This window comes from Agrobacterium sp. 16-172Ci (genome assembly GCF_053522725.1).
In genome coordinates this window covers 32,002-52,857 of the sequence record NZ_JBNWBW010000016.1, presented here as the reverse complement: position 1 = coordinate 52,857, position 20,856 = coordinate 32,002, and the positions used below count along the sequence as shown (strand labels likewise).

At 50.8% G+C, this 20,856-nt stretch carries 16 protein-coding genes; 12 read left to right on the top strand and 4 right to left on the bottom strand.

The genetic code is table 11. From position 1 onward, the window contains the following. Positions 1-43: 43 nt before the first annotated feature. From ACQZ40_RS15260 to ACQZ40_RS15220, 9 genes are read left to right on the top strand one after another with little or no spacing between them, the layout of a single operon-like run. Positions 44-1,609, top strand: a complete 1,566-nt coding sequence (locus ACQZ40_RS15260) for an ABC transporter substrate-binding protein (RefSeq protein ID WP_012478151.1) — start codon at positions 44-46, stop codon at positions 1,607-1,609. A 56-nt stretch (positions 1,610-1,665) separates the two neighbouring features. Continuing rightward, the gene (locus ACQZ40_RS15255) at positions 1,666-2,613 is read left to right on the top strand and encodes an ABC transporter ATP-binding protein (RefSeq protein ID WP_012478152.1); all 948 of its coding nucleotides are present in this window, start codon (positions 1,666-1,668) and stop codon (positions 2,611-2,613) included. Next, a complete protein-coding gene (locus tag ACQZ40_RS15250; protein ID WP_065657611.1) occupies positions 2,610-3,626 on the top strand; it encodes an oligopeptide/dipeptide ABC transporter ATP-binding protein in 1,017 nt (338 codons plus the stop codon). The genes ACQZ40_RS15255 and ACQZ40_RS15250 overlap by 4 nt, the downstream gene beginning before the upstream one ends. Further along, positions 3,626-4,543 (top strand): ABC transporter permease, encoded by a 918-nt coding sequence (locus ACQZ40_RS15245; RefSeq protein ID WP_012478154.1) that lies wholly within the window; start codon positions 3,626-3,628, stop codon positions 4,541-4,543. The genes ACQZ40_RS15250 and ACQZ40_RS15245 overlap by 1 nt, the downstream gene beginning before the upstream one ends. Position 4,544: 1 nt before the next feature. Next, positions 4,545-5,411 (top strand): ABC transporter permease, encoded by an 867-nt coding sequence (locus tag ACQZ40_RS15240; protein ID WP_065657612.1) that lies wholly within the window; start codon positions 4,545-4,547, stop codon positions 5,409-5,411. 15 nt (positions 5,412-5,426) lie between these two features. After that, positions 5,427-6,230 carry a glycerophosphodiester phosphodiesterase gene (locus tag ACQZ40_RS15235; protein WP_012478156.1) on the top strand — a complete coding sequence of 268 codons (804 nt, stop codon included), beginning with the start codon at positions 5,427-5,429 and terminating at the stop codon, positions 6,228-6,230. Continuing rightward, on the top strand, positions 6,223-7,029 hold the full coding sequence (locus ACQZ40_RS15230; RefSeq protein ID WP_065657613.1) for an inositol monophosphatase family protein: 807 nt from the start codon (positions 6,223-6,225) through the stop codon (positions 7,027-7,029). The genes ACQZ40_RS15235 and ACQZ40_RS15230 overlap by 8 nt, the downstream gene beginning before the upstream one ends. Next, complete coding sequence (locus tag ACQZ40_RS15225) at positions 7,029-7,499, top strand: NUDIX hydrolase (RefSeq protein ID WP_065657614.1); 471 nt, start codon at positions 7,029-7,031, stop codon at positions 7,497-7,499. Before ACQZ40_RS15230 ends, ACQZ40_RS15225 begins: the two co-directional genes overlap by 1 nt. 58 nt (positions 7,500-7,557) lie before the next feature. Beyond that, a complete protein-coding gene (locus ACQZ40_RS15220) occupies positions 7,558-8,538 on the top strand; it encodes an aldose 1-epimerase family protein (protein ID WP_065657615.1) in 981 nt (326 codons plus the stop codon). 243 nt (positions 8,539-8,781) lie between these two features. Here ACQZ40_RS15220 and ACQZ40_RS15215 read toward each other — a convergent pair. Next, a protein-coding gene (locus ACQZ40_RS15215) for an IS5 family transposase (RefSeq protein WP_410171767.1) occupies positions 8,782-9,554 on the bottom strand; the annotation gives its coding sequence in 2 pieces (ribosomal slippage) (positions 8,782-9,225 and positions 9,228-9,554; 771 coding nt in all). A 108-nt stretch (positions 9,555-9,662) separates the two neighbouring features. Between ACQZ40_RS15215 and ACQZ40_RS15210 the strand changes: the two genes are divergently transcribed. After that, complete coding sequence (locus ACQZ40_RS15210) at positions 9,663-10,694, top strand: IS110 family RNA-guided transposase (RefSeq protein WP_174000893.1); 1,032 nt, start codon at positions 9,663-9,665, stop codon at positions 10,692-10,694. A 1,285-nt stretch (positions 10,695-11,979) separates the two neighbouring features. On the opposite strand, the gene ACQZ40_RS15205 is transcribed toward ACQZ40_RS15210, so the two are convergent. Beyond that, complete coding sequence (locus tag ACQZ40_RS15205) at positions 11,980-13,173, bottom strand: glycerophosphodiester phosphodiesterase family protein (protein WP_174000894.1); 1,194 nt, start codon at positions 13,171-13,173, stop codon at positions 11,980-11,982. Positions 13,174-14,026: 853 nt separating this feature from the next. On the opposite strand from ACQZ40_RS15205, the gene ACQZ40_RS15200 reads away from it, so the two are divergent. Continuing rightward, positions 14,027-14,695, top strand: a complete 669-nt coding sequence (locus ACQZ40_RS15200; RefSeq protein ID WP_065659466.1) for a RolB family protein — start codon at positions 14,027-14,029, stop codon at positions 14,693-14,695. Between the two features lie 526 nt (positions 14,696-15,221). Here the strand turns inward: ACQZ40_RS15200 and ACQZ40_RS15195 are convergent. Both ACQZ40_RS15195 and iaaH read right to left on the bottom strand, forming a co-directional pair. Further along, the gene (locus ACQZ40_RS15195; protein WP_173994926.1) at positions 15,222-15,644 is read right to left on the bottom strand and encodes a hypothetical protein; all 423 of its coding nucleotides are present in this window, start codon (positions 15,642-15,644) and stop codon (positions 15,222-15,224) included. A gap of 759 nt (positions 15,645-16,403) precedes the next feature. Next, the gene (gene iaaH, locus ACQZ40_RS15190; RefSeq protein WP_065658786.1) at positions 16,404-17,807 is read right to left on the bottom strand and encodes an indoleacetamide hydrolase; all 1,404 of its coding nucleotides are present in this window, start codon (positions 17,805-17,807) and stop codon (positions 16,404-16,406) included. A gap of 347 nt (positions 17,808-18,154) precedes the next feature. Between iaaH and ACQZ40_RS15185 the strand changes: the two genes are divergently transcribed. Next, positions 18,155-20,422, top strand: a complete 2,268-nt coding sequence (locus ACQZ40_RS15185; protein WP_081307295.1) for an FAD-dependent oxidoreductase — start codon at positions 18,155-18,157, stop codon at positions 20,420-20,422. The last annotated feature ends 434 nt before the right edge of the window (positions 20,423-20,856 follow it).

Sequence of the window (20,856 nt, the reverse complement as noted above, 5' to 3'; positions counted from 1 at the left end):
TCGCACAAACACTCTTTAGAAAGAGCAGGGAGAGGACAACCAGATGCGTAAGACCAGTCGCAGAAGTTTTATGATGGGCGCCGGGGCGATAGCTCTCGCGTCAACCGCAGGCGGAAATTTTGCATCTGCCGCGGATCGTCGCGCGTTGCGCATCGGTGTAAATGGGCTACCTCCGTCGCTGGAGCCGATCAACGGCATTAGCAACACCGGCCCGCGTATCATCAACCAGATTTTTGATGCCTTGATCCGGCGCGACTATTTTGCGGATGGTGCCAAAGGCAACAATATCAAGCTTGTGCCGGCACTCGCTGAAAGCTTCGAACGGATTGACGACAAGTCCATCCGGTTCAAGCTTCGGCAAGGCGTCAAATTTCACAACGGCGCCGAGATGACGGCGGAAGATGTTGCGTTCACCTTCTCTTCTGAGCGGCTGTGGGGTGACGAAGCGATCAAGACGGTTCCGAATGGCCGAAATTTTTCTCCCAACTGGGACGAGCCGGTCGTGGAAGACAAGTACACCGTCGTTTTGCGTACCAAGACGCCGTCCTATCTCATCGAGAAATATCTCGGCTCCTGGCTCGGCCCGATCGTCCCGAAGGAGTATTACAAGAGCCTCGGTGCAGTTGCCTTCGGTAACAAGCCGATCGGCACAGGGCCATACAAGTTCAGGGAGCTTGTCGCTAACGATCATGTGACGTTGGAAGCGAATGACGGTTACTGGGGCGATAAGCCTACGGCCTCGACAATCACTTACCAGGTCGTAGCGGAGCCAGCCACGCGCGTGGCCGGTCTGATCAGTGGTGAGTATGACATCATCACGACGTTGACGCCGGACGACATGGCGTTGGTTGACGGCTACTCTGACCTCGAAACGCGTGGCACGCTGATCGAGAACCTCCATATGTTCACGTTCAACATGAACCAGCCAATCTTCCAGAACAAGACTTTGCGTCGTGCTCTGGCGCTTGCTGTCAATCGGCCGCTTATCGTCGAGGCTTTGTGGAAGAATAAGGCTTCCATACCGAACGGCTTTAATTTCCCGCATTACGGCGCGACTTACGACCCGAAGCGGAAGCCTATGGAATTCAACCTCAAAGAGGCCAAGCGTCTTGTCAAGGAAAGCGGTTACGACGGCACCCCGATCACCTATCATACGATGGGCAACTATTACGCCAACGCTGTCCCCGCGTTGATGATGATGATTGAGATGTGGAAAGCCGCCGGCATCACCGTCGTGCCGAAGATTTTTGCGCCGGGGACGACACCCAAGGACTCCGACATTCTAATCCGCAACTGGTCGAACGGCCAGTGGCTGACGGACGGCCTCACAACGATGGTATCGGAATTTGGTCCTGGCCGCGGTGTCCAGAAGCGCTGGGGTTGGAAGGCACCTGCAGAGTTCAACAACCTCTGCGACCAGGTGGCCCAGCTGAAGGATGGCGAAGAGCGTTCCGCAGCCTTCAACCGCCTTCGTGATATCTTCGAGGACGAAGCTCCTGCTGTCCTGATGTATCAGCCTTACGATGTCTACGCTGCACGCAAAGACGTCCAGTGGAGTCCTGTTTCATTCGAGACCATGGAATTCCGCGGAAACCTCAATTTCAAATAACAACAATCCAACGAGATGGCGGTGCGCATCCGTGCGCACCGCTCAGGGAGGATGAAATGTCTACTTTGTTGAATGTTCGTGATCTCGTGGTCGAGGTGCCGGCCCGCAATATCCGGATTATCGACGGTGTCAGTTTCTCTTTGGAAGCCGGCCAGACGCTGGGGCTCGTTGGCGAGTCTGGTTGTGGAAAAAGCATGACGTGCTACGCGGTGGGCAACATGCTTCCGCGGGGAATTGCGAAAACCGGCGGATCAATCGAATTCGGAGCGAACCGGACGGCGTCCGCCAAATCCGGCAAGCCGACGATCGCGATGATCTTTCAGGACCCGACAAGCAGCCTGAACCCGGTCCACACGATCGGCTACTACCTGGAGTCCGCCCTTTACCGCCACCAGGGTCTGAAAGGCATTGATGCTCGGCTGGAAGCGATGCGGCTTCTTGAGCGTGTCGGTATCGATCGGGCCAAAAGCCGGCTGCGATCCTACCCGCATCAATTCTCCGGCGGCATGAACCAGCGCGTTATGATCGCCCATGCTCTGGCAGCAAAGCCCCAACTTTTGATCGCCGACGAGCCGACGACGGCGCTCGATGTGACGATGCAGGCACAGATCCTTCATCTGCTCGAAGAACTGAAAGCCGAGACCGGCATGGCGCTGATTATTGTATCCCACGATCTAGGTGTTATCGCGCGTCTCGCCGATAGGGCGGCAGTGATGTACTGCGGAAAAATCGTCGAGACGGCGCCCGTTGCGGAATTGTTTGAAAGACCGGCCCATCCGTATGCTCGCGCTCTGATCGAATGCATGCCGAGTATCGAGGCGGACGATCTCGAACCGCCGGTCCCGATCCCCGGATCTGTACCGCTACTCGATAACCTTCCCCAGGGCTGTTATTTCCATCCGCGCTGTTTGCGAGCGACGGCAGAATGTTCGACGCGGTTTCCGGCGCCTGCGAATGTCGGCTTCGCGCATGAAGCGGCCTGTTATCATCCGGTGGCTGCATGAGCGCGCCCCTCCTCAAGACACGCGACTTGTCGAAGGCCTTCGGTCAGAAGACCGGCTTTTTCTCGAAGTCGACCAGCCTGTTTGCTTCCAGGAAGATCAATCTGGAACTGGCGCCCCGCGAGAGGCTCGGAATTGTCGGGGAATCCGGAAGTGGCAAATCGACACTCGGCAGACTTCTCCTCGGCCTGACACCGCCAACGAGCGGTGACATCTGGTTCGAAGGCGTGAACCACAAGGAACGGACTGCTCAGGACTGGAAGAACTTCCGCATACACACATCGCTCGTTCAACAGAACCCCTTGTCGGCTTTGAATCCGCAGATGACCATCGGCGAGCAGATTGCCGAGGGCCTTATTGTCCATCACGTGACGGACCGAGCGGTTGCCTATGAGCGGGCTGCGGCCATGCTTGAGCGGGTTGGCCTGTCGAGCGTAATGATGGACCGCTATCCGCACCAGATGTCTGGCGGCCAAAGACAGCGCGTCGTTATCGCTCGGGCTCTCATCCTTGATCCGAAGCTGGTCGTCTTCGATGAAGCCGTATCCGCTCTAGATGTCTCCGTTCAGGCGCAGGTTGTGGCGCTGCTGCGGGAACTCTGGCGTGACTTAGATCTTGCCTACGTCTTTATTACCCACGACCTACGCATTGTTCGTCATCTCGTTGACCGGATTGCGGTGATGTATCTGGGGTGCGTCGTCGAGACGGGTGATATCAGGTCGGTCTACCAATGGCCGCGTCATCCTTACACACGTGCGCTACTTGCATCTGTCCCTACCATGGACCCGACTGTGCGCAACGTCGAACCGCCGATCAAGGGTGAGTTGGACATAACGAAAGCCGGTCAGGGCTGTGCTTTCCGTTCGCGCTGTCCGTTTGCTATCGACAGATGCACGAATGAGACGCCAGCACTTCGATCGGTCGGGGACCAGCAGGTGGCATGCCATAGGGCTGAAGAGTTCCCTCGATCAATCGCTTCCTTGCCGGCAGACTCGCAGCAGAAGGAGATTGCCTAATGGTGGCATTCATTTTTGCCCGCCTGGTCCGGGCTGTCATTGTGCTTGTATTCACCGTAACGCTTGTTTTTGTTGTTCTGCGCTTAAGCGGAGATGCCGCGCAACAGATGTTGCCTGACACTGCGAGCCCCGAGGCGTTGGCCGCCTTCCGGACCAAGTGGGGGCTCGATCGGTCTATTGTCGAGCAATACCTGATTTACGTCGTTAACGCATTGAGAGGCGATTTCGGGACTTCATACGCCGATGGCCGAGACGTCTTCGATGTCGTCAGTGAGCGAATCCCGAAAACGCTGCTTCTTACGGTCTCGGCCTTTGTTCTTAGCATGTTGATCGGAATTCCAGCCGGCATCCTTGCTGCGGTTCGGCGGGAGTCCGCTGTTGACAAGGGCGTCATGGCAGGCGCTGTACTCGGCTACAGCATTCCCAACTTTCTGCTGGGTCTTGTGTTTGTCTTTGTATTCGCTGTCTGGCTGCGGGTGCTCCCGAGCTCGGGAAGTTCGTCATGGAACCACGTGATCCTGCCGGTCGCGACATTTGCTTTGTTCAATGCCGCCGCCATTGCGCGGTTCATGCGCTCGACCCTGATCGATGTTCTTGGCCAACCTTACATCGCTGCGGCTCGCGCTGACGGCATCCCAAACTGGGAAATCATACTCCGCCATGCTTTGCCAAACGCGGCGATACCTATGGTGACCACGCTCGGCTTCACCGCTGGTGGACTGCTGGGCGGCGCCGTTCTGATCGAACCAGTGTTTGCGTGGCCGGGGCTCGGCAGCGGTTTCGTCGCGGCAACCAGCAGCGGCGACCTGTCGGTCGTTCAGGCAATGATCCTGCTCTTCACGGCATTTATGGTGACGATCAACCTGACCGTCGATGTCCTCTACGCGGTTCTCAACCCCAAAATCAGGAAGCACTGACATGACGACAGCGACAGCTTCACGCTCGTTGAAGAGCACCGTGTGGGCTCCCTTTCATCGTATGCCGGTCATCATTGGACTGTGCTGTGCCTGGATTGCCATCGTCGTAATCATCGGCATCACGGCGCGGTGGGCAGCACCCTATGATTACCTCCATCAGGACCCGCTGGCCCGGTTTGCCAAGCCGTTTGTGTCGGTAGCTCATATGCTCGGGACCGACTACCTTGGCCGAGACGTTGTCAGCAATCTCTTGGTTGCAACCCAGACGACCCTGATGATCGCGGTCGTCGGATCGCTTATTTGCGCCCTGATCGGCACATGCCTGGGGCTGATCGCCGCCCATTTCGGCGGGTGGATCGATAATGCGATCATGGGTTTTTCCGACGCCATGGCATCTGTTCCATTCATCATCGTCGCATTAGGTATTCTCGCAATCTTCGGGTCGAGCCCACTGTTGTTTGTTTTTCTGGTCGGGTTCGCGAACTGGGAACGCTATGCGCGCTTGACCCGGGGGCTCGTGCTGAGCGCGAAAGAGGAAGGGTATGCGGAGGCGGCACGGATCGTTGGCGTGCCGCCGATGCGAATCTACTTGCGTCACATGCTGCCGAACATTGCGGGGCCGCTCATCGTACAATTCACTGTCAATTTCCCGGAAATCATTCTTCTCGAAAGCGGTTTGAGCTTTCTCGGTCTCGGCATCCAGCCCCCGGCCACGAGTCTCGGATTGATGGTCGCTGACGGCCGTAACTATCTCGCTATCGCCTGGTGGCTGGCTGCGTTTCCGGGCGCGGTAATCGTGTTGACAACCCTGTCGATCAGCCTGCTCGGCGACTATCTGCGTGACCGCTTCGATGCGCGGCTCCGTTAAACGAAAGGAAACAAAATGAACCCGCTGAGAATGACGCCAAAGACAATGCGCGTCGCTGGCCATCGCGGCCATAGCGAAGGCGCGCCGGAAAATACGTATGCTGCGTTTCGCGCGGCCCGCGAGTTTGCCGGACCCGGCGTGACCTGCGAAACTGACCTGCGCATTACCAGTGACGGTGAACTGGTCCTGATACACGATGAAACCGTCGATCGGACCACCGACGGCAATGGCCTGATCTGCAACATGGCCTATTCCGAGATTGCCGCCTTGAGTGCCGGCCGATGGTTCGGCGAGGAGTTTAGAGACGAGCGAATTCCACGCCTCAGGGACGCGCTGCACTTCGCCCGCGAGCACAACATCATCTATCAGCTTGAGCTGAAGACCTATGGTCATGACGACGTGTTCTTCCCGAAGCTCCGGGCGATCATCGATGAACTCGATTGCGCTGACCTGCTGCAGTTCTCGTCCTTCGACTTTGTCCAGCTCCGGGCTCTGAAGAAATCTATTCCAGAGGTGCCGACTGTCGGCTTGTCGCATTCGCGCCTTCTCGATCCGGCCGCCATCGCACGCGAAGCCAACGTTGATGCCATCAACCTTGAGATCCACCATTTTCCAAGCGGAGAAGCAATCCAGCTCCATGACGGCGGGATTGCGACTTTCCTCCACGTTCCACCCCCGAGCAAACTGAAGAGTCTCAAGACGTACGGCGTCGATATCGAAGCCGACGTCGTTCGCTGGATTCGCGAAGGTCAGCTTGATCAGCTCATCAGCAACGATGTGTCGCAGGCCGCGCGGCTCAAGGACGAAGCCAATGGCTGATTTGCATACGGGGCACACGGTAGAGGCCATCGTAGAAGAGATTGCGAGAAAAGCGGGCGCACTCGCCCTTCAGTATTTCCGCAAGCTCGCTGATTTGCCTGTCGAGAAAAAGGGCCATCTTGATCTCGTGACGGAAGCTGACAGGCAGGTCGAAGAATTCCTAATCGCCAATCTCAAGAGATCTTTTCCGGAAGACGGCGTCTATGGCGAGGAAGGTGGCGAGATCAATGGAACGTCCGGACGGACCTGGGTCATCGATCCTATAGATGGGACGTTCAATTTTGTTCGTGGCGGCCAGAACTGGGCGATTTCCATCGGACTTTATGAACACCGTCGGCCGGTCTTTGGTGTGATCTACGCCCCCGTGCGAGATTTGATGCTGACTGGCGGCAGGGACGTCGAGACGCAATTGAACGACAAGCCCTTGCAACCAATTCCTCCGCTCGATCTTTCCCGGGCTTCAATGGGAGTTGGTCTTCATCCGTCGGTGGCGACCGAAGACCGGCTCGAAGTTGTTCGCTTCATCTCCGATGATCTTCGTATCAGCTTCCGCTGCTGCGGTTCGGCAACGTTGTCTCTCATCGAGGTGGCGATGGGTGAAACCGATGGCTATGTGTCGTTGGGCGATTCGACCTGGGATGTGATGGCGGCGTTGCCGATACTCGGCAATCTTGGCGTCTCGCATACGATTGACTGGGACAGAACCGAACTACCGCAGAAGCTCCGTTTTGCTTGTGGAAGCGACACTTTTCTGGAGAAAGTAAGACCACTGCTCCAGAAAGTGGCGGTTGCTGCCTAATGCGGCGTGATGCCACCAGAATATGTCAAACACCACTCGGCGCGAAGGTCGACCAATACGCGGCACTTTGTACGCGATCGGCCGACCTCGCTCCCGGTGACGTTGAGGTTCTCCTCATCACGAGCCGAGATACCGGCCGTTGGGTAATACCCAAAGGTTGGCCGATGAGTAAGAAGAAGCCGCATCAGGTTGCTAAACAGGAAGCGTGGGAAGAGGCAGGGGTCAGAGGGCGTGTCAGCAAGTTGCCTCTTGGCCACTACACCTACGATAAGAAGATCTCTCTGGATGAGGTTCTTCCCTGTCTCGTTCAGGTTTATCTGCTGATGGTTTCGGAGGTCGAAGACGAGTTCCCTGAGAAGGGCCAACGCCGCAAAAGGTGGTGTTCACCAGCGGATGCCGCTCTGGCAGTAAATGAACCCGGACTCCAGCAGCTTCTCTTCAATTTGGGCGGCCAGAACGCCGACGTTTAGCGTCGCCGGCCAGTCGGAACTTCTGACAATCTCAGCGAGCGACGCGATCGAGGATACTATGGATATCAATCTGTTGAGAAAGACCCCGGATTTGAGAGGGGTTGCGGACATTCGACTGGTGACGCTCGAGGATGGTCCCGCGCGAGGTCAAAGACTACTCATTGCCCGGAACGCGAAGGGGATTTCATTCGAGATTGCCGTCGACAGAGGATTTGATGTCTCCAGTCTTTCTTTCAAGGGCGTGAACATCGGCTGGAATTCGCCGGCACAAATGCGGTTTCCTCCGTCTGATCCCGGCTCGGAGGACGGGTGGGGGTTCCTGCGCAACTTCGATGGCTTCATGGTGACCTGCGGACTTGACCACGTCAGCCGCCCGCGCGAAACGGATATTTCGCACTACGGACACCCCCATCTTAAAACGAGAAAAATGCCGCAGCACGGTAGGATCTCCACCGAGAAAGCGCGGTTGGTGGGATATGGGGTCGACCAGGGCAGCGAGGAAATCTTTTGTGAGGGCATCGTCAGGCAGGCAAGTGTATTTGGTGAGACACTCGAATTGCGGCGGCGCGTAACACTTGGGATATTTGCCTCTGAAATAGTGATCGATGATGTGGTTACCAATCGAGGCTTCGTCCCGTCCCATCACGCGATGATCTACCACCTGAATTTGGGGTATCCGTTTCTTGATGAGAACCTGGAGTTCACAGGTCTACCTGAACTTCTCGCGGCAAAAATGCTGGTTGAGCAACCTCTGCCAAATGACAAATACGGTGAGCGCGTGGATTCTGTAGATAGTCGCGATATTCCCTGGTCCGATCCCATCATGCTCTCAAACCCGGCGCTCGATGTATCTGTGGGCTTATCGTTCAGCCGAACGCACCTGAACAGGCTGGCGATCTGGCGAGCGTATCAATCAGGTATGTACGCCCTTGGCGTCGAGCCTCGTACCGACATCGCAGAAGACCGTCCACTCCTGCAGCCGGGGGAGAGCTGCAACTATACGATCGGATTGGTGTTTGGCTCCTATGAGGGCGCTTGAAGCTTGGCGACAGTGACGACCTTTTCCTCGAGCTGAAACCATCCGCGTGAAAAAGAGGAGGGGCGCTTCAAAGTCATGCCCGGTCTGATCAACCATGTCGTCTCGTGGGCATAGTCCCCGGCATCGGTTCTTCCAAAAATTTTACGGAAGCGGTCGCACAAAATTCCGGACATCGCAGCGGGTCGAAAAGATAGTCTTTATCACCGCGCTTTGCCATGCTGCATCTCAGTTGAAGGGAATTTGCTAGGACGCGGACTCATTAGCTGAGGCAATCCATATCCTCGTCGCTGCAAGCTTGAGGGCGGCGAGATAGTTGTCGGCACGCCGGTCGTATCGCGTCGCAAGGCCGCGCATCTGCTTGATACGGTTGAAGAACCGTTCGACGAGATTGCGCTGACGGTAGACCCAGCGGCTGAAGCTGAATGTCTGCTTTCGATTAGCCTTTGCAGGGATATTCGCCCAGCATTTGCGTTGCTTGGCAAAGTTACGAATTGCGTCAGTGTCATATGCCTTGTCGGCGAGGATCATCGCGCCGGGCTGCAGGTCACTCAACAGCTTTTCAGCCATCGGTGCATCGGCGGCTTGGCCAGCGGTGAGTTCAAGCCGAACCGGTCTGCCATCTGCATCGACGAGAGCGTGTATCTTTGTCGTCAGGCCGCCGCGCGAACGTCCCATGCAAGGATCGGCAGATCCCCCTTTTTAGCGTTGGCACCATGCTGGTGAACGCGAACACAAGAACTGTCGATCATCACAATGTCTCCATCATAACGCTTTGAAACGGCGTCCAGAAGACGATCCCAGACGCCCGCCTTGCGCCATCGGGAGAACCGATTGTAAAGCGTGGTGCGCGGGCCATAACGCTCCGGCACATCGCGCCAGGACGAACCGGTCCTGAAACGCCACAGGATGCCGTTGATCACCCGGCGGTCATCGACACGTTCAATTCCACGGCTATTGTTCGGCAAAAGAGGTGCAATGATAGCCCATTCTTCGTCGCTCAATTCGTGACGGCGCATACCAATCTCCTTCTAAAGAGATTGATGGTGTGGAACGGCCCTTCGAACCGGCATCAAGGATGCCTATTGTGGGGACGCCAATCACCACACTTTTGAAGGAACCGTTCCATGGAGAAGATTACCACAATCGGTTTTGATTTAGCCAAGTCGATCTTTCAGGTCCATGCCGTAACCGGAGATGGAAAAGTCGCAGTTCGCCGTTCCTTGAGGCGTTCGCAGGTGCTCGAGTTTTTCCGCTCAATCCAGCCTTGCCTTATCGGTATCGAAGCTTGCGGCACCGCGCACTATTGGGCGAACGCGATCGCAGCTTTCGGTCATACGGTTCGTCTGATGCCACCTGCTTATGTGAAAGCTTACGTGAAGAGAAATAAAACGGACGCCGCGGATGCCGAGGCCATATGTGAGGCGGTGACGCGTCCGACAATGCGCTTCGTACCCGTTAAATCCGGAGAAGAACAAGCCGCCGGTATGGTTTTAAAGACGCGAGAGTTGCTCGTCCGGCAGCGCAGCCAGATGTCAAATGCCATGCGCTCCCACATGGCCGAACTTGGCATCATTGCTGCAACCGGGATGCCCAGTATCGCCAAGCTTGTCGTCATAGTACGCGACGAAGAAGATCATCGGCTTCCCCCTTCAGCTCGGGCGGCGCTGTTGGAAATGGCCGATCAAATTGAAATCCTGACGGGAAGGATTGAAAAGCTCGATAGCAAGATTGTCGCCGCAGTGAAGGCTGATGATGCCGCTCGCCGTCTGACAACGATCCCCGGCGTCGGACCCATCATAGCAGCGACTGTCCGGGCATCAGTTCCAGACCCTGCGGGCTTTCGGACCGGGCGCGATTTGGCGGCCTGGATCGGCATTACACCGTGGGCGAACTCCAGTGGAGGAAAAGAGCGGCTTGGTAAGATATCAAAACGTGGCAACAAGCAGTTGAGGACTTTGTTAGTCGTTGGCGCGACTTCAATCCTGAAGCAGGCCCGACGAGGCGCGAAACTACCAGCTTGGATCGCCTCTGTGCTAGCGCGGAGACCCTATAAGGTCGCTGCGGTAGCGCTGGCCAACAAAATAGCGCGTACAATATGGGCGCTCCTTGTCAAAGGAGGGACGTATCAGACCCCGGCAGTCATGATCAAGGCATAGACAGAATTCCCGGCGTTATGTGCCGGGATAGCGGCAAGGTACAACAGCGTGATGAACCAATGGAACGCAACCTCAATATCGATCAGACCGTGTGATTCAGGGCGCCGTAGAGCGCGTGAGATTGATTAGGCGATCGACATTGCGGACTTCATCGTGGCCAGCGGGCTATACCGCATCAATAGGCCGAACATATGAATGCACCGTCCGATGGTGAACTACGAGGAAAATACCTTGCTAACCGGGCCGTTCCACATATGAATCACACACCGCCAATAAAATCACACACCGCCAATAAGATGAACCCTGTTTATGGGGACACTGCCTAGACACGAGGACGGAACCAGACGAACGTGAAGAATAACACAGCGAATGGCTTGGTTCCATCCTCGACGGGCAGATTGAGGTCCACGGTGACAAGCGCCTGACAAATAAACTGGCAATCGCCAAATTGTTTCCCAGCGTTCACTGAAATCGACTTACCGCACCTCTGCAGCAGCGGCAGGATATATGGCAGTGTAAACTCCATTTTCGAACGCGGTTCAGGGCACCTACGATTATCGAAAAAGGATAACGGCTGCAGGAATATATATGACTATGAAAAGTGCGGGCGTTGTGGCCTTACTGGGTGTGAAATCGCCGTCAGTTTTTGAACTTACTGAACACGTGTTTATGGCATTTAGTATAGCCGTATGCGGGATTTCCGCCTTCCGTTTTGTCAGCGGGAAGCCGCGAGACAGTGGAATGACCCGTACTGCAATCTGAGCCTATGAAAGAAACACAAAATCAATCAGCGAGAGAGAAACTTTTGTTTCTCTGAATCAAAAGCGGACCGAGGCAATCATGCCATTTTATCGACTTTGAGCCTGAATTGAAGTTTATTCGCATCAACGAGTAAATACTTTAATGGTGATTGTAAGACGAAATAGGTTAGGCCCGTCATGAATACCTAACAGGTCCCACTAGAAGGCATCTTGATTTAATAAAATTGCTCATAATTCAGTTAAGAGCGCGACGATGTATTATGTACCGATAAGACCGTAAATTATTCTGGGCAATTGTCGAATGAAATTATTTCGAATTTTATTTGCTGAAATAATTTCGCAATACATTATAATATAAGATAAATGCCTGAAAACAATACATAGTCCCATGTCAAATTACAAAGCAAGTGAACGGTGCATACGGCCGAATATGTCCGATCTTATTTGATATTTGAATTTAAAGTACTCAGTATTCAGAAATACTTCAATAACTGTGCGCATTCGTCAACAAAAAATTACGAAGCCTACTCCTCTTCAGAATCGTAGATGTCAAGGTGAGGTGCCTGCACGTCGACCCTACGTTTGACGCCAGCGCTCTTCCAAGCAAGTAAAGCCATGTCGTCCTCTGAGCGGTCGGAAATTACCAAATCTGGAAGATCATGCAGCAGGGGTATACCAGGCGTTCCTTGGCGACAGCGGATGTAATGGCGAAGGTCGGTGTCCCATGCTTCCTCTCTACCGGTGAAAAACTCGTTATGGAATTGCAACCTTTTTCCTTGTGTCACAGCACTAAAATCGTAACTTCGGGTACCGGTCGAGAGTTTTAGGTTTGGTCTCGCTTCCTTTATATCGCGATCAAACTTTACATAGTAAGCCAAACGCGTGCTCGCTTCGCTAGCCCTGTACGCGAGTCTTTCGTCTTCAGTTGCCGCGTCTTCTAAAGTGTCTTCAGAAACGTAGGACAGCATAGTTTGAACAGCAAAAATGCAAATGTCTTGGGCGAGGACGGAATCAATCCAATATTTTGCAGCCCCATATATTTCATCAACAGTCGGATGAGAATGCCCCAGATCCCTTGCGATCCGAACCATTTCCATTGGAAAAAGCATAGGCATGAGGGGCACAGTCTGCCTCCATCGAGGTTCCGGATCTGCACTCTCTACCAGTTGCACAAAGTGATCCCCATCAATGTACTTGAAGGTGTAGAATAGAAGAGCAACCTTGCCAAAATACGCCGACCTATAGCTTAACCAGGCCACGATGAGATGAGCTTCGTCATCGCGGCCGTCGAGAATGAAGGTTGCGTCCGGATTCACCTGAATCGCGCTGTCGAGGATATCTTCAAGAGTGCTTATAGTCTGGTCAGTAACCCTGTAGTTTGTCTCAGAGATCTTACCGTTCTCGATCTCGCGTATGATGACTGGTCGTCCAACGATCTGATGGGACAAAAATTTGCGAACCGGCTTATCCTCATCTAAAGCAGCAACACGAAATACATTGAATTCGTGAGCGACGATTGGAACGCCGTCCGCCGTGAGCGCAATGTCAATTTCACAAAGGTTTCTATGCCCCTCTCCAATCGCGGACAAAATAGCTGTTTTCGTACATTCTTGAATTCCCTTTCCCAAGTTAAACATGCCTCTGTGCTCAACAACCTGAACATCGAGTTTCTCGTCAAGCTTTTGGAGCAGATTTGGCGTCGAGTAACGTGCCAGCACTTCAGAGACACTTGTTCCAGCGGGGAGATCCCACTCTAGTTCCCACATCGGCCAGTTGGTATCACTCCGTCGTCTCGGCTTCCTCTGAGAAAGCACCTGCAGGTAAGTTAATGTTGAGGACTCACAGAAAAATAATAAAAAAAGAAAAATGCCTGCTCTACCTCCATTGTTTATGCCGCTATTTTCTTAAATTGACTAGATAATATTAATAGTCTGCATACCGAATATATTTATAGATAGCTTTACCTGTCTTATTGACGTAAGCGCTTACGTTATTAACTCTGGGTTCTAACCAATCGACAGGTGGGCCAGTAGCATTACGGCGGCGGCAGGATATATTCAAATGTAAATGGCGTGATGTTCGGGAATTTTACATGGCACATCAATGAGCATGGTGGTTGATACAGAGCAAAAACTAACTATGCAATAGGCGTAGTAAATTGCAAATTCTTTACAGAAATATGCATCACATGAATCGAAATATTATAACTCATTGCATTGATAAAGCGATAAAATGAAATACTTCCTCCGATGATTGTGATTTGAAATGCCTAAATTAGCATCGAGATGGGGAGTAGGTGAGAATTACGCGAACGTTAAAATTGTTTGGCCGAACATCACGCCTTTGTCGGCGATTTCAATAAGATGCGTGTCCCACTTGTAGAAAGTCTTAATAACAATCAATATTTTAATAGGGTAAAAAGACGAAATACTTCGGTGCTCATTTTAAAATTAGTTAATTTAAATCAATCCCGTGATTGATGATTTTGAGTACCAATAATACGGCCACCGAAGCCCATTTAATTATGAGATATAACTGAATTTATATTCAAAAATCAGTCACTAATTCGAGATGTATGACAGTCAGCCGATATTCAACATTATCGACAGCTCGAATCTACAAGACCGGCGTGAACTTAAACTCGTTCTAATTCACACCGCGAATGCTCGCCGCAGTTTTGCACAAAAAAGTCTCATAGCTGCTCAACGCTCGTGGATAAATTTAATCACTAATACTGATGTTCCCATTGATCCACCTAAAGACAAAGTGGTCAAGCGCTTTTGCGAAGTTGCGGGCTGCCCAGGTCCAACAGATATACCCAATGTATCTTTGATGTACGTTTATTGCTCGTTTCAAGAAATGCGAGAGTATGCACAGAAGCGATTTTATGACGGCGCTTCCGACGGAGACGCAGTTATCTCCACCGTCCCACCCTATGCCGAAGGGATAACAAAACAAACTATGAGGTTGTGGCAGAAAAATGTTTATCAAAATACAAGCAACGAGACACATGATTTGGATGCTTACATTGCTTTTCTTCCGAGTACGTCGCTTCAAAATCCGATTTTCTCGCATATGAAGATCGGCGGCAATAGCTTCTTAGCGCCATCCCGGATTGGTCCCTTCTGTGTTGAAATAATCGCGGTCGGCAAGACTCTCTTTCAGGATAACGGGCTGAAAAAGGAGCCCAAGATGTGGTGTGATATGGCTTTCACTTCCTTGTGGAAGCGTTTGGTCTAACGTGCAGAGGTGTGTTGGCGGGGATGAAGCAAGGGTGTCCGTTTGTAACAAAATGTAACGATCCCACCTAAGTATAAAATTATGTATTCAGCATTAATATAATCATTTTGTTTCCAATATGTAATACGATTTCCGATGTTGTTATTGCTGCCGTTATGTAAGCGTTGTCACAACATGATACCGTATGACTTTCTCTTCATCATGGACGAAGTAATATGTTTATCATAATTCGTTTTATATCGTCCGTTATTGAAATGTAAGTTCTGAAGCTCGGTTAATTCAATTCAAATCTAGATTGACGACACGAATGATTTAAAAATGATTACAGGTAGTGGATATTAATAAGACATAATAATCGCCATTATAAAATGGCGATATCATTTTATAATGGAATAACACATTTATTAGTACAAGGATAATACGTAGAAATACGTTAAAAATATGAGGTTACATAGGTAGATATATTGTCGTGTATGAAACACGAAGTGAGATATTGTATGTGATACATAAATGGTGATATAGATAGTTAACTCGTCGGTCCATATGCTACCACGGGATAGTAGGTTGCTGAGTCATGGCATCTTAGATAACTCTTCCCTAATTCTTTTCCGACGTACAGGAATAAGCTGCTTGGAAAAACGGCGATATAGAAAGTTGCGTCAATTAACTTCTCCTTCATTTCAGCTGGCGGCATGCGAACGAAGCATAGTTCCTCCTTCGCATGAATCAGGAATTGGGTATTATCAATTCGGGTTTTGAGTACGTCTGAGGGGTAAATATTCCGCAGTTCGCGTCTGAGTACCTCTGCGCCGTAGATGTACAGCAGTCCTTTCTCGGTATTGATTACCTCTCCGGATTCCAGAACTGAAGATTTACCATAAGTGTTGATAAAGTTTTCGGATGCCCATTGTAGATCGTGAGAAGCCAACGGAATATCTGAGAAGTTCATGATGTGAGGTTTCTTTGTGTGAGACAAGCTAATATTGGTGCCCTTTATATAAGCTGGCCTTGCGTGATCCGTGCCTACGGTTTCGGGGAGCATCGATTTTAAAGCTTGAACTATTTTCATCCAAAAAAGGCGATCAACCGCTAGTCACGCTTGGCGGATTTTGCGCTGGCTGAAATTGCTGACTTTTCGTAAGGCCGCGCATATCTGTGTGCCAAGTGGGCCGTCGATAGCGTAAAATAATGACTAATAATGATGTGGTTGTGACAGGTGCATCCACATTCAAAGGTGGGTCATGTTCCGTCACATCTATCCTCACGCGGCGCTTCATTTCAAAAAAGCCGCGAATTTCATAATGCAGATTTGAGAAATTTGTAACGGATCGCGGAACGCGGATCATAGATATACAGATTGATTTTAATACATTAGGCCGATGTTATATTATGTACTCCGATCAGTTATCCTTTTAACTGAATAAAATTTCATTTTTTAGGAATTTGTTTCATTTAAATCCGAATACGCATTATCATTCTACGAATCTACATATTGCTAAAAAGGCTATATTTCATTTTCAATGATGAGGTTGTTTATCTATCATGGATTTACAGAGAGTTTTATTGTTACATCAAGCCGATGTGTTTAAGAAATATTCATTTCAGATTATTTATTTTTCCAGAACATAATTTCTCCTTGTCTATGGACGCAACACATGATTGTATATCAACAATCTAAAGAATTGTAAAAACGGACAAGATAGAAGGTTTAATTAGGTAAACCGGGACGATATCGGAATCCAATGGCTTCTTCCAATGCCCCCCCTATTGCTAACAGACGTTGGTCTGAACCCGCTAGTCCATCGATCTCCATTCCAACGGGCAAGCGATCAGGTGTAAGGCAAACAGGAATGCTTAAGCCAGGTAGACCTGCGTTGCTGCTTGGGTCCACATTTCGCACGTAGATCTTGAATGTGTCCATCATCGAGCCATTGTGTATAACTGAGGAATCCTGGCCTATGGGTCTGGCCACCAAGGGTGCAGTTGGGAAGAGAATTGCATCTAATCTATTAAGTCGGAAGTAGTTGCGATAGGTGGCTTGAAGCCTTGGTCTGAAGGAATGACGGGCCAGTTCATATTCAGCTCTGGAAACTTGATGTCCATCAATTTGCGCATTGACAATGTTGGCTACATCAGGGCTGCGAATTCCTTTGATCACGTCAGAAAAAGAAATGGTTTTTACAAAGTCATCGAGATACTGTCTTAGAGCGTGTGGAAATTCATAGAGTGCAATTGGTAAACTGGCCCCACTGTTTAGTTCTTCTAGGTGAGGAATGTTGGCTTCAACAAAAGTTACGCCTTTGTTTGCTAGCTGGCGAATTGTAGTTTCAGCTGCTAGGCCCACATCAGCATCAAGGTCATCATAAAAGTAGGTTATAGGAAGGCCGATCCTTAGCCCCCTCAGCGGTATCGGTGGCATTCTCGCCGGTGTGCCGGAAATTATCTCGTCGAGGATTACAACGTCGGCTACGCACTGCGCTATGATTCCGGGAGTGTCTCGGGTAGGGCTAACCGGTATTATCCGATCTCCCGGATATCGACCAAGCGTCGGTCGAAATCCTACTACCCCACATAGGGCTGAGGGAAGGCGAACAGATGCCCCGGTATCGGTGCCTATGCCGCCCAACATTAATCGGCTTGCCACCGCAGCCGCCACACCACCGCTTGACCCTCCTGGTATCAGACTTGGATTCCACGGGTTCCGAACCGCCCCGGTGGCATAGTTGTTACTCGTAATTCCAAACGATAACTCATGCATGTTTCCCGAGGCACCCGGCAGTGCTCCAGCTGAAAAAAGTCTTTCTGCGACGCGGGATGGTATCTTTGGCAAGTGGTTTATCAGCGCCGGCGTAGCAGCGCTTGCAGGAAATATGCCGGTCGCGATGTTCGCCTTAAAACAGAGTGGAATGCCGCAAAGACCTACTCCGGCGTTTCCATGGCGATCAATTTGTTTTGCGCTTCGCCGCAAGCCATCCCAGTCTGTAGCCAGAAGGGCGTTTAATGATTTTGCAGCTTCACAACGCGCTATCAGAGTCTCCACTAGTTCTAGGCAGGAGTATTCCTTCCGTCTGATGCGTTCTAGGGTTTGTGCTAACGAGGTAATGGCCACCATCTTTCTGAGTTGGGGATTTCAAACCCATTTCAGACAAAATAAATATACCAAGCTTGGGCCCAAATTGCGCGATTATTGGTGGGAATTCAGCAATTACGGCGTGTGATACGAATGATTGTAGGCACTAAGGTCGCTTTTTCAAACGCAAACAGTATTGTATCAATTGTCAATCAATATTCAACTTGATTGAGCAGCGAGGTGGACCAGAGTGAATATCATATTAAAAAAAAGCCCAAATTGTCGCTTTCCATTGGCATGTCAACGAACAGTATGTTCCCCGATTTTCAACTTAAATAGAAACAGTTGATGTCGTTGGTTATCTACACAGAGACGAATCTTTTCTAGCAATGTCAGCTTCAGCTCTCTTTGATAACCAGTGCGATCATTTCTCTACCAAAATGGTGGATCTGATAATGGTCGATAAAGCTGATGAAATGGACCGGAGGGTTTCCGATGCCTTCTTAGAACGAGAAGTTTCCAGGGGAAGGAGGATTACTCAAATCTCCACCGAGTGCAGCGCTGGGTTAGCTTGCAAAAGGCTGGCCGACGGTCGCTTTCCCGAGATCTCAGATGGGCGAAAGATAGCAGTTCTCTCCGCTTACATCTATGTTGGCAAGGAAATTCTGGCGCGGATACTTGAATCGGAACCTTGGGCGCGAGCAACAGTCAGTGGCCTCATTGCCATCGACCTTGCACCATTTTGCATGGATTTCTCCGAAGCACAACTTCTCCAAACCCTGTTTTTGCTGAGCGGTAAAAGATGTGCACCCAGCGATCTTAGTCATTTCGTGGCCATTTCAATCTCTAAGACTGCCCGCGTTCGAACCCTGCAAATGCCGCTGTATGAGAAAGGCACGATGAAACGCGTTACCGGGTTTACCATGACCCTTGAAGAGGCCGTGCCATTTGACATGGTCGCTTATGGTCGAAACCTGATGCTGAAGGCTTCGTCAGGTTCCTTTCCAACAATCGACTTGCTCTATGACTACAGACCGTTTTTTGACCAATGTTTCGATAGTGGACGGATCGGCTTCTTTCCGGAAGATGTTCCTAAGCCTAAAGTGGCGGTCATTGGCGCTGGCATTTCCGGACTCGTGGTGGCAAGCGAACTGCTTCATGCTGGGGTAGACGATGTTACAATATATGAAGCAAGTGATCGGGTCGGAGGCAAGCTTTGGTCACATGTTTTCAAGGACGCTCCCAGCGTCGTGGCCGAAATGGGGGCGATGCGATTTCCTCCTGCTGCATCCTGCTTGTTTTTCTTCCTCGAGCGGTACGGCCTGTCTTCGATGAGGCCGTTCCCAAATCCCGGCACAGTCGACACTAACTTGGTCTACCAAGGCGTCCGATACATGTGGAACGCCGGGCAGCAGCCACCGGAGCTGTTCCATCGCGTTTACAACGGTTGGCGTGCGTTCTTGAAGGACGGTTTCCATGAGGGAGATATTGTGTTGGCTTCGCCTGTCGCAATTACTCAGGCCTTGAAATCAGGAGACATTAGGCGGGCTCGTGACTCCTGGCAAATTTGGTTGAACCGTTTCGGGAGGGAGTCCTTCTCTTCCGCGATAGAGAGGATCTTTCTGGGCACGCATCCTCCTGGTGGTGAAACATGGAGTTTCCCTCATGATTGGGACCTATTCAAGCTAATGGGAATAGGATCTGGCGGGTTTGGTCCTGTTTTTGAAAGCGGGTTTATTGAGATCCTTCGCTTGGTCGTAAACGAATATGAAGAAAATCAGTGGATGTGCTCTGAGGGAATCTCAGAACTTCCTCGTCGAATAGCCTCTCAAGTGGTTAACGGTGTGTCTGTAAGTCAGCGTATACGCCATGTTCAAGTCAGGGCGATTGAGAAGGAAGAGACAAAAATAAAGATAACGCTTAAGAGCAGGATATCTGAACTTTATGATAAGGTGGTGGTGACATCTGGACTCGCAAATATCCAACTAAGGCATTGTCTGACATACGATACCACCATTTTTCGTGCACCAGTGAACCAAGCGGTTGATAACAGCCACATGACTGGCTCGTCAAAACTCTTCTTGCTGACTGAACGAAAATTTTGGTTAGACCATATCCTCCCGTCCTGTGTCCTCATGGACGGCATCGCAAAAGCAGTGTACTGCCTGGACTATGAGCCGCAGGATCCGAATGGTAAAGGTCTGGTGCTCATCAGTTATACATGGGAGGACGACTCCCACAAGCTATTGGCGGTCCCCGACAAAGAAGAGCGATTATGTCTGCTGCGGCACGCGATTTCGAGATCTTTCCCGGCGTTTGCCGAGCATCTAGTTCCCGCCTGCGCTGATTACGACCAAAATGTTATTCAACATGATTGGCTTACAGACGAGAATGCCGGGGGAGCTTTCAAACTCAACCGGCGTGGCGAGGATTTTTATTCTGAAGAACTTTTCTTTCAGGCGCTGGACACGACTAATGATACCGGAGTTTACTTGGCGGGTTGCAGTTGTTCCTTCACGGGTGGATGGGTGGAGGGCGCTATTCAGACCGCGTGTAACGCCGTCTGTGCAATTATCCACAATTGTGGAGGCGTTTTAGCAAAGGGCAATCCTCTCGAACACTCTTGGAAGAGATATAACTACCGCATTAGAAATTAATCTATGGATCCTGTTACATGTATTGAACGTTTTATAAATTGCATATTAATGCAATCTGGATGTTTAACGAAGAATGTAATGGCGTAAAAAGATTTATTTTATTGTATTTATCTTTCATTATGTTGAAGTTCGCAATAATATGCTGCTGTAAAATTAAAAATTATATACTGCCGTATTTATTGAAATGGCGCTGTTATTTCAAAAATATAGTTGATTTTGTTGCAATGAAAACGACTGCACGAAGTAAATAATGGACGCCGTTGTTAAGAAATTGCTATCATATGTGCCTAACTATAGCGACATTTAAGTCAATTGTGAAATAGTCGCCCTTATTTTGACGTCTCACCTAATCAACTATTACAAACGATTTCACTCTCTCGCCAGCAATGATGATAATCAGCGCAGACAAGTGGCAGTAAAGCGCGGAAAAACGT

What these genes read in the sequence shown, in the direction of transcription:
- ACQZ40_RS15260 (WP_012478151.1), top strand. Translation starts at nt 44, where the DNA reads ATGCGTAAGACCAGTCGCAGAAGTTTTATGATGGGCGCCGGGGCGATA.
- ACQZ40_RS15255 (WP_012478152.1), top strand. Translation starts at nt 1,666, where the DNA reads ATGTCTACTTTGTTGAATGTTCGTGATCTCGTGGTCGAGGTGCCGGCC.
- ACQZ40_RS15250 (WP_065657611.1), top strand. Translation starts at nt 2,610, where the DNA reads ATGAGCGCGCCCCTCCTCAAGACACGCGACTTGTCGAAGGCCTTCGGT.
- ACQZ40_RS15245 (WP_012478154.1), top strand. Translation starts at nt 3,626, where the DNA reads ATGGTGGCATTCATTTTTGCCCGCCTGGTCCGGGCTGTCATTGTGCTT.
- ACQZ40_RS15240 (WP_065657612.1), top strand. Translation starts at nt 4,545, where the DNA reads ATGACGACAGCGACAGCTTCACGCTCGTTGAAGAGCACCGTGTGGGCT.
- ACQZ40_RS15235 (WP_012478156.1), top strand. Translation starts at nt 5,427, where the DNA reads ATGAACCCGCTGAGAATGACGCCAAAGACAATGCGCGTCGCTGGCCAT.
- ACQZ40_RS15230 (WP_065657613.1), top strand. Translation starts at nt 6,223, where the DNA reads ATGGCTGATTTGCATACGGGGCACACGGTAGAGGCCATCGTAGAAGAG.
- ACQZ40_RS15225 (WP_065657614.1), top strand. Translation starts at nt 7,029, where the DNA reads ATGCGGCGTGATGCCACCAGAATATGTCAAACACCACTCGGCGCGAAG.
- ACQZ40_RS15220 (WP_065657615.1), top strand. Translation starts at nt 7,558, where the DNA reads ATGGATATCAATCTGTTGAGAAAGACCCCGGATTTGAGAGGGGTTGCG.
- ACQZ40_RS15210 (WP_174000893.1), top strand. Translation starts at nt 9,663, where the DNA reads ATGGAGAAGATTACCACAATCGGTTTTGATTTAGCCAAGTCGATCTTT.
- ACQZ40_RS15200 (WP_065659466.1), top strand. Translation starts at nt 14,027, where the DNA reads ATGTATGACAGTCAGCCGATATTCAACATTATCGACAGCTCGAATCTA.
- ACQZ40_RS15195 (WP_173994926.1), bottom strand. Translation starts at nt 15,644, where the DNA reads ATGAACTTCTCAGATATTCCGTTGGCTTCTCACGATCTACAATGGGCA.
- iaaH (WP_065658786.1), bottom strand. Translation starts at nt 17,807, where the DNA reads ATGGTGGCCATTACCTCGTTAGCACAAACCCTAGAACGCATCAGACGG.
- ACQZ40_RS15185 (WP_081307295.1), top strand. Translation starts at nt 18,155, where the DNA reads ATGTCAGCTTCAGCTCTCTTTGATAACCAGTGCGATCATTTCTCTACC.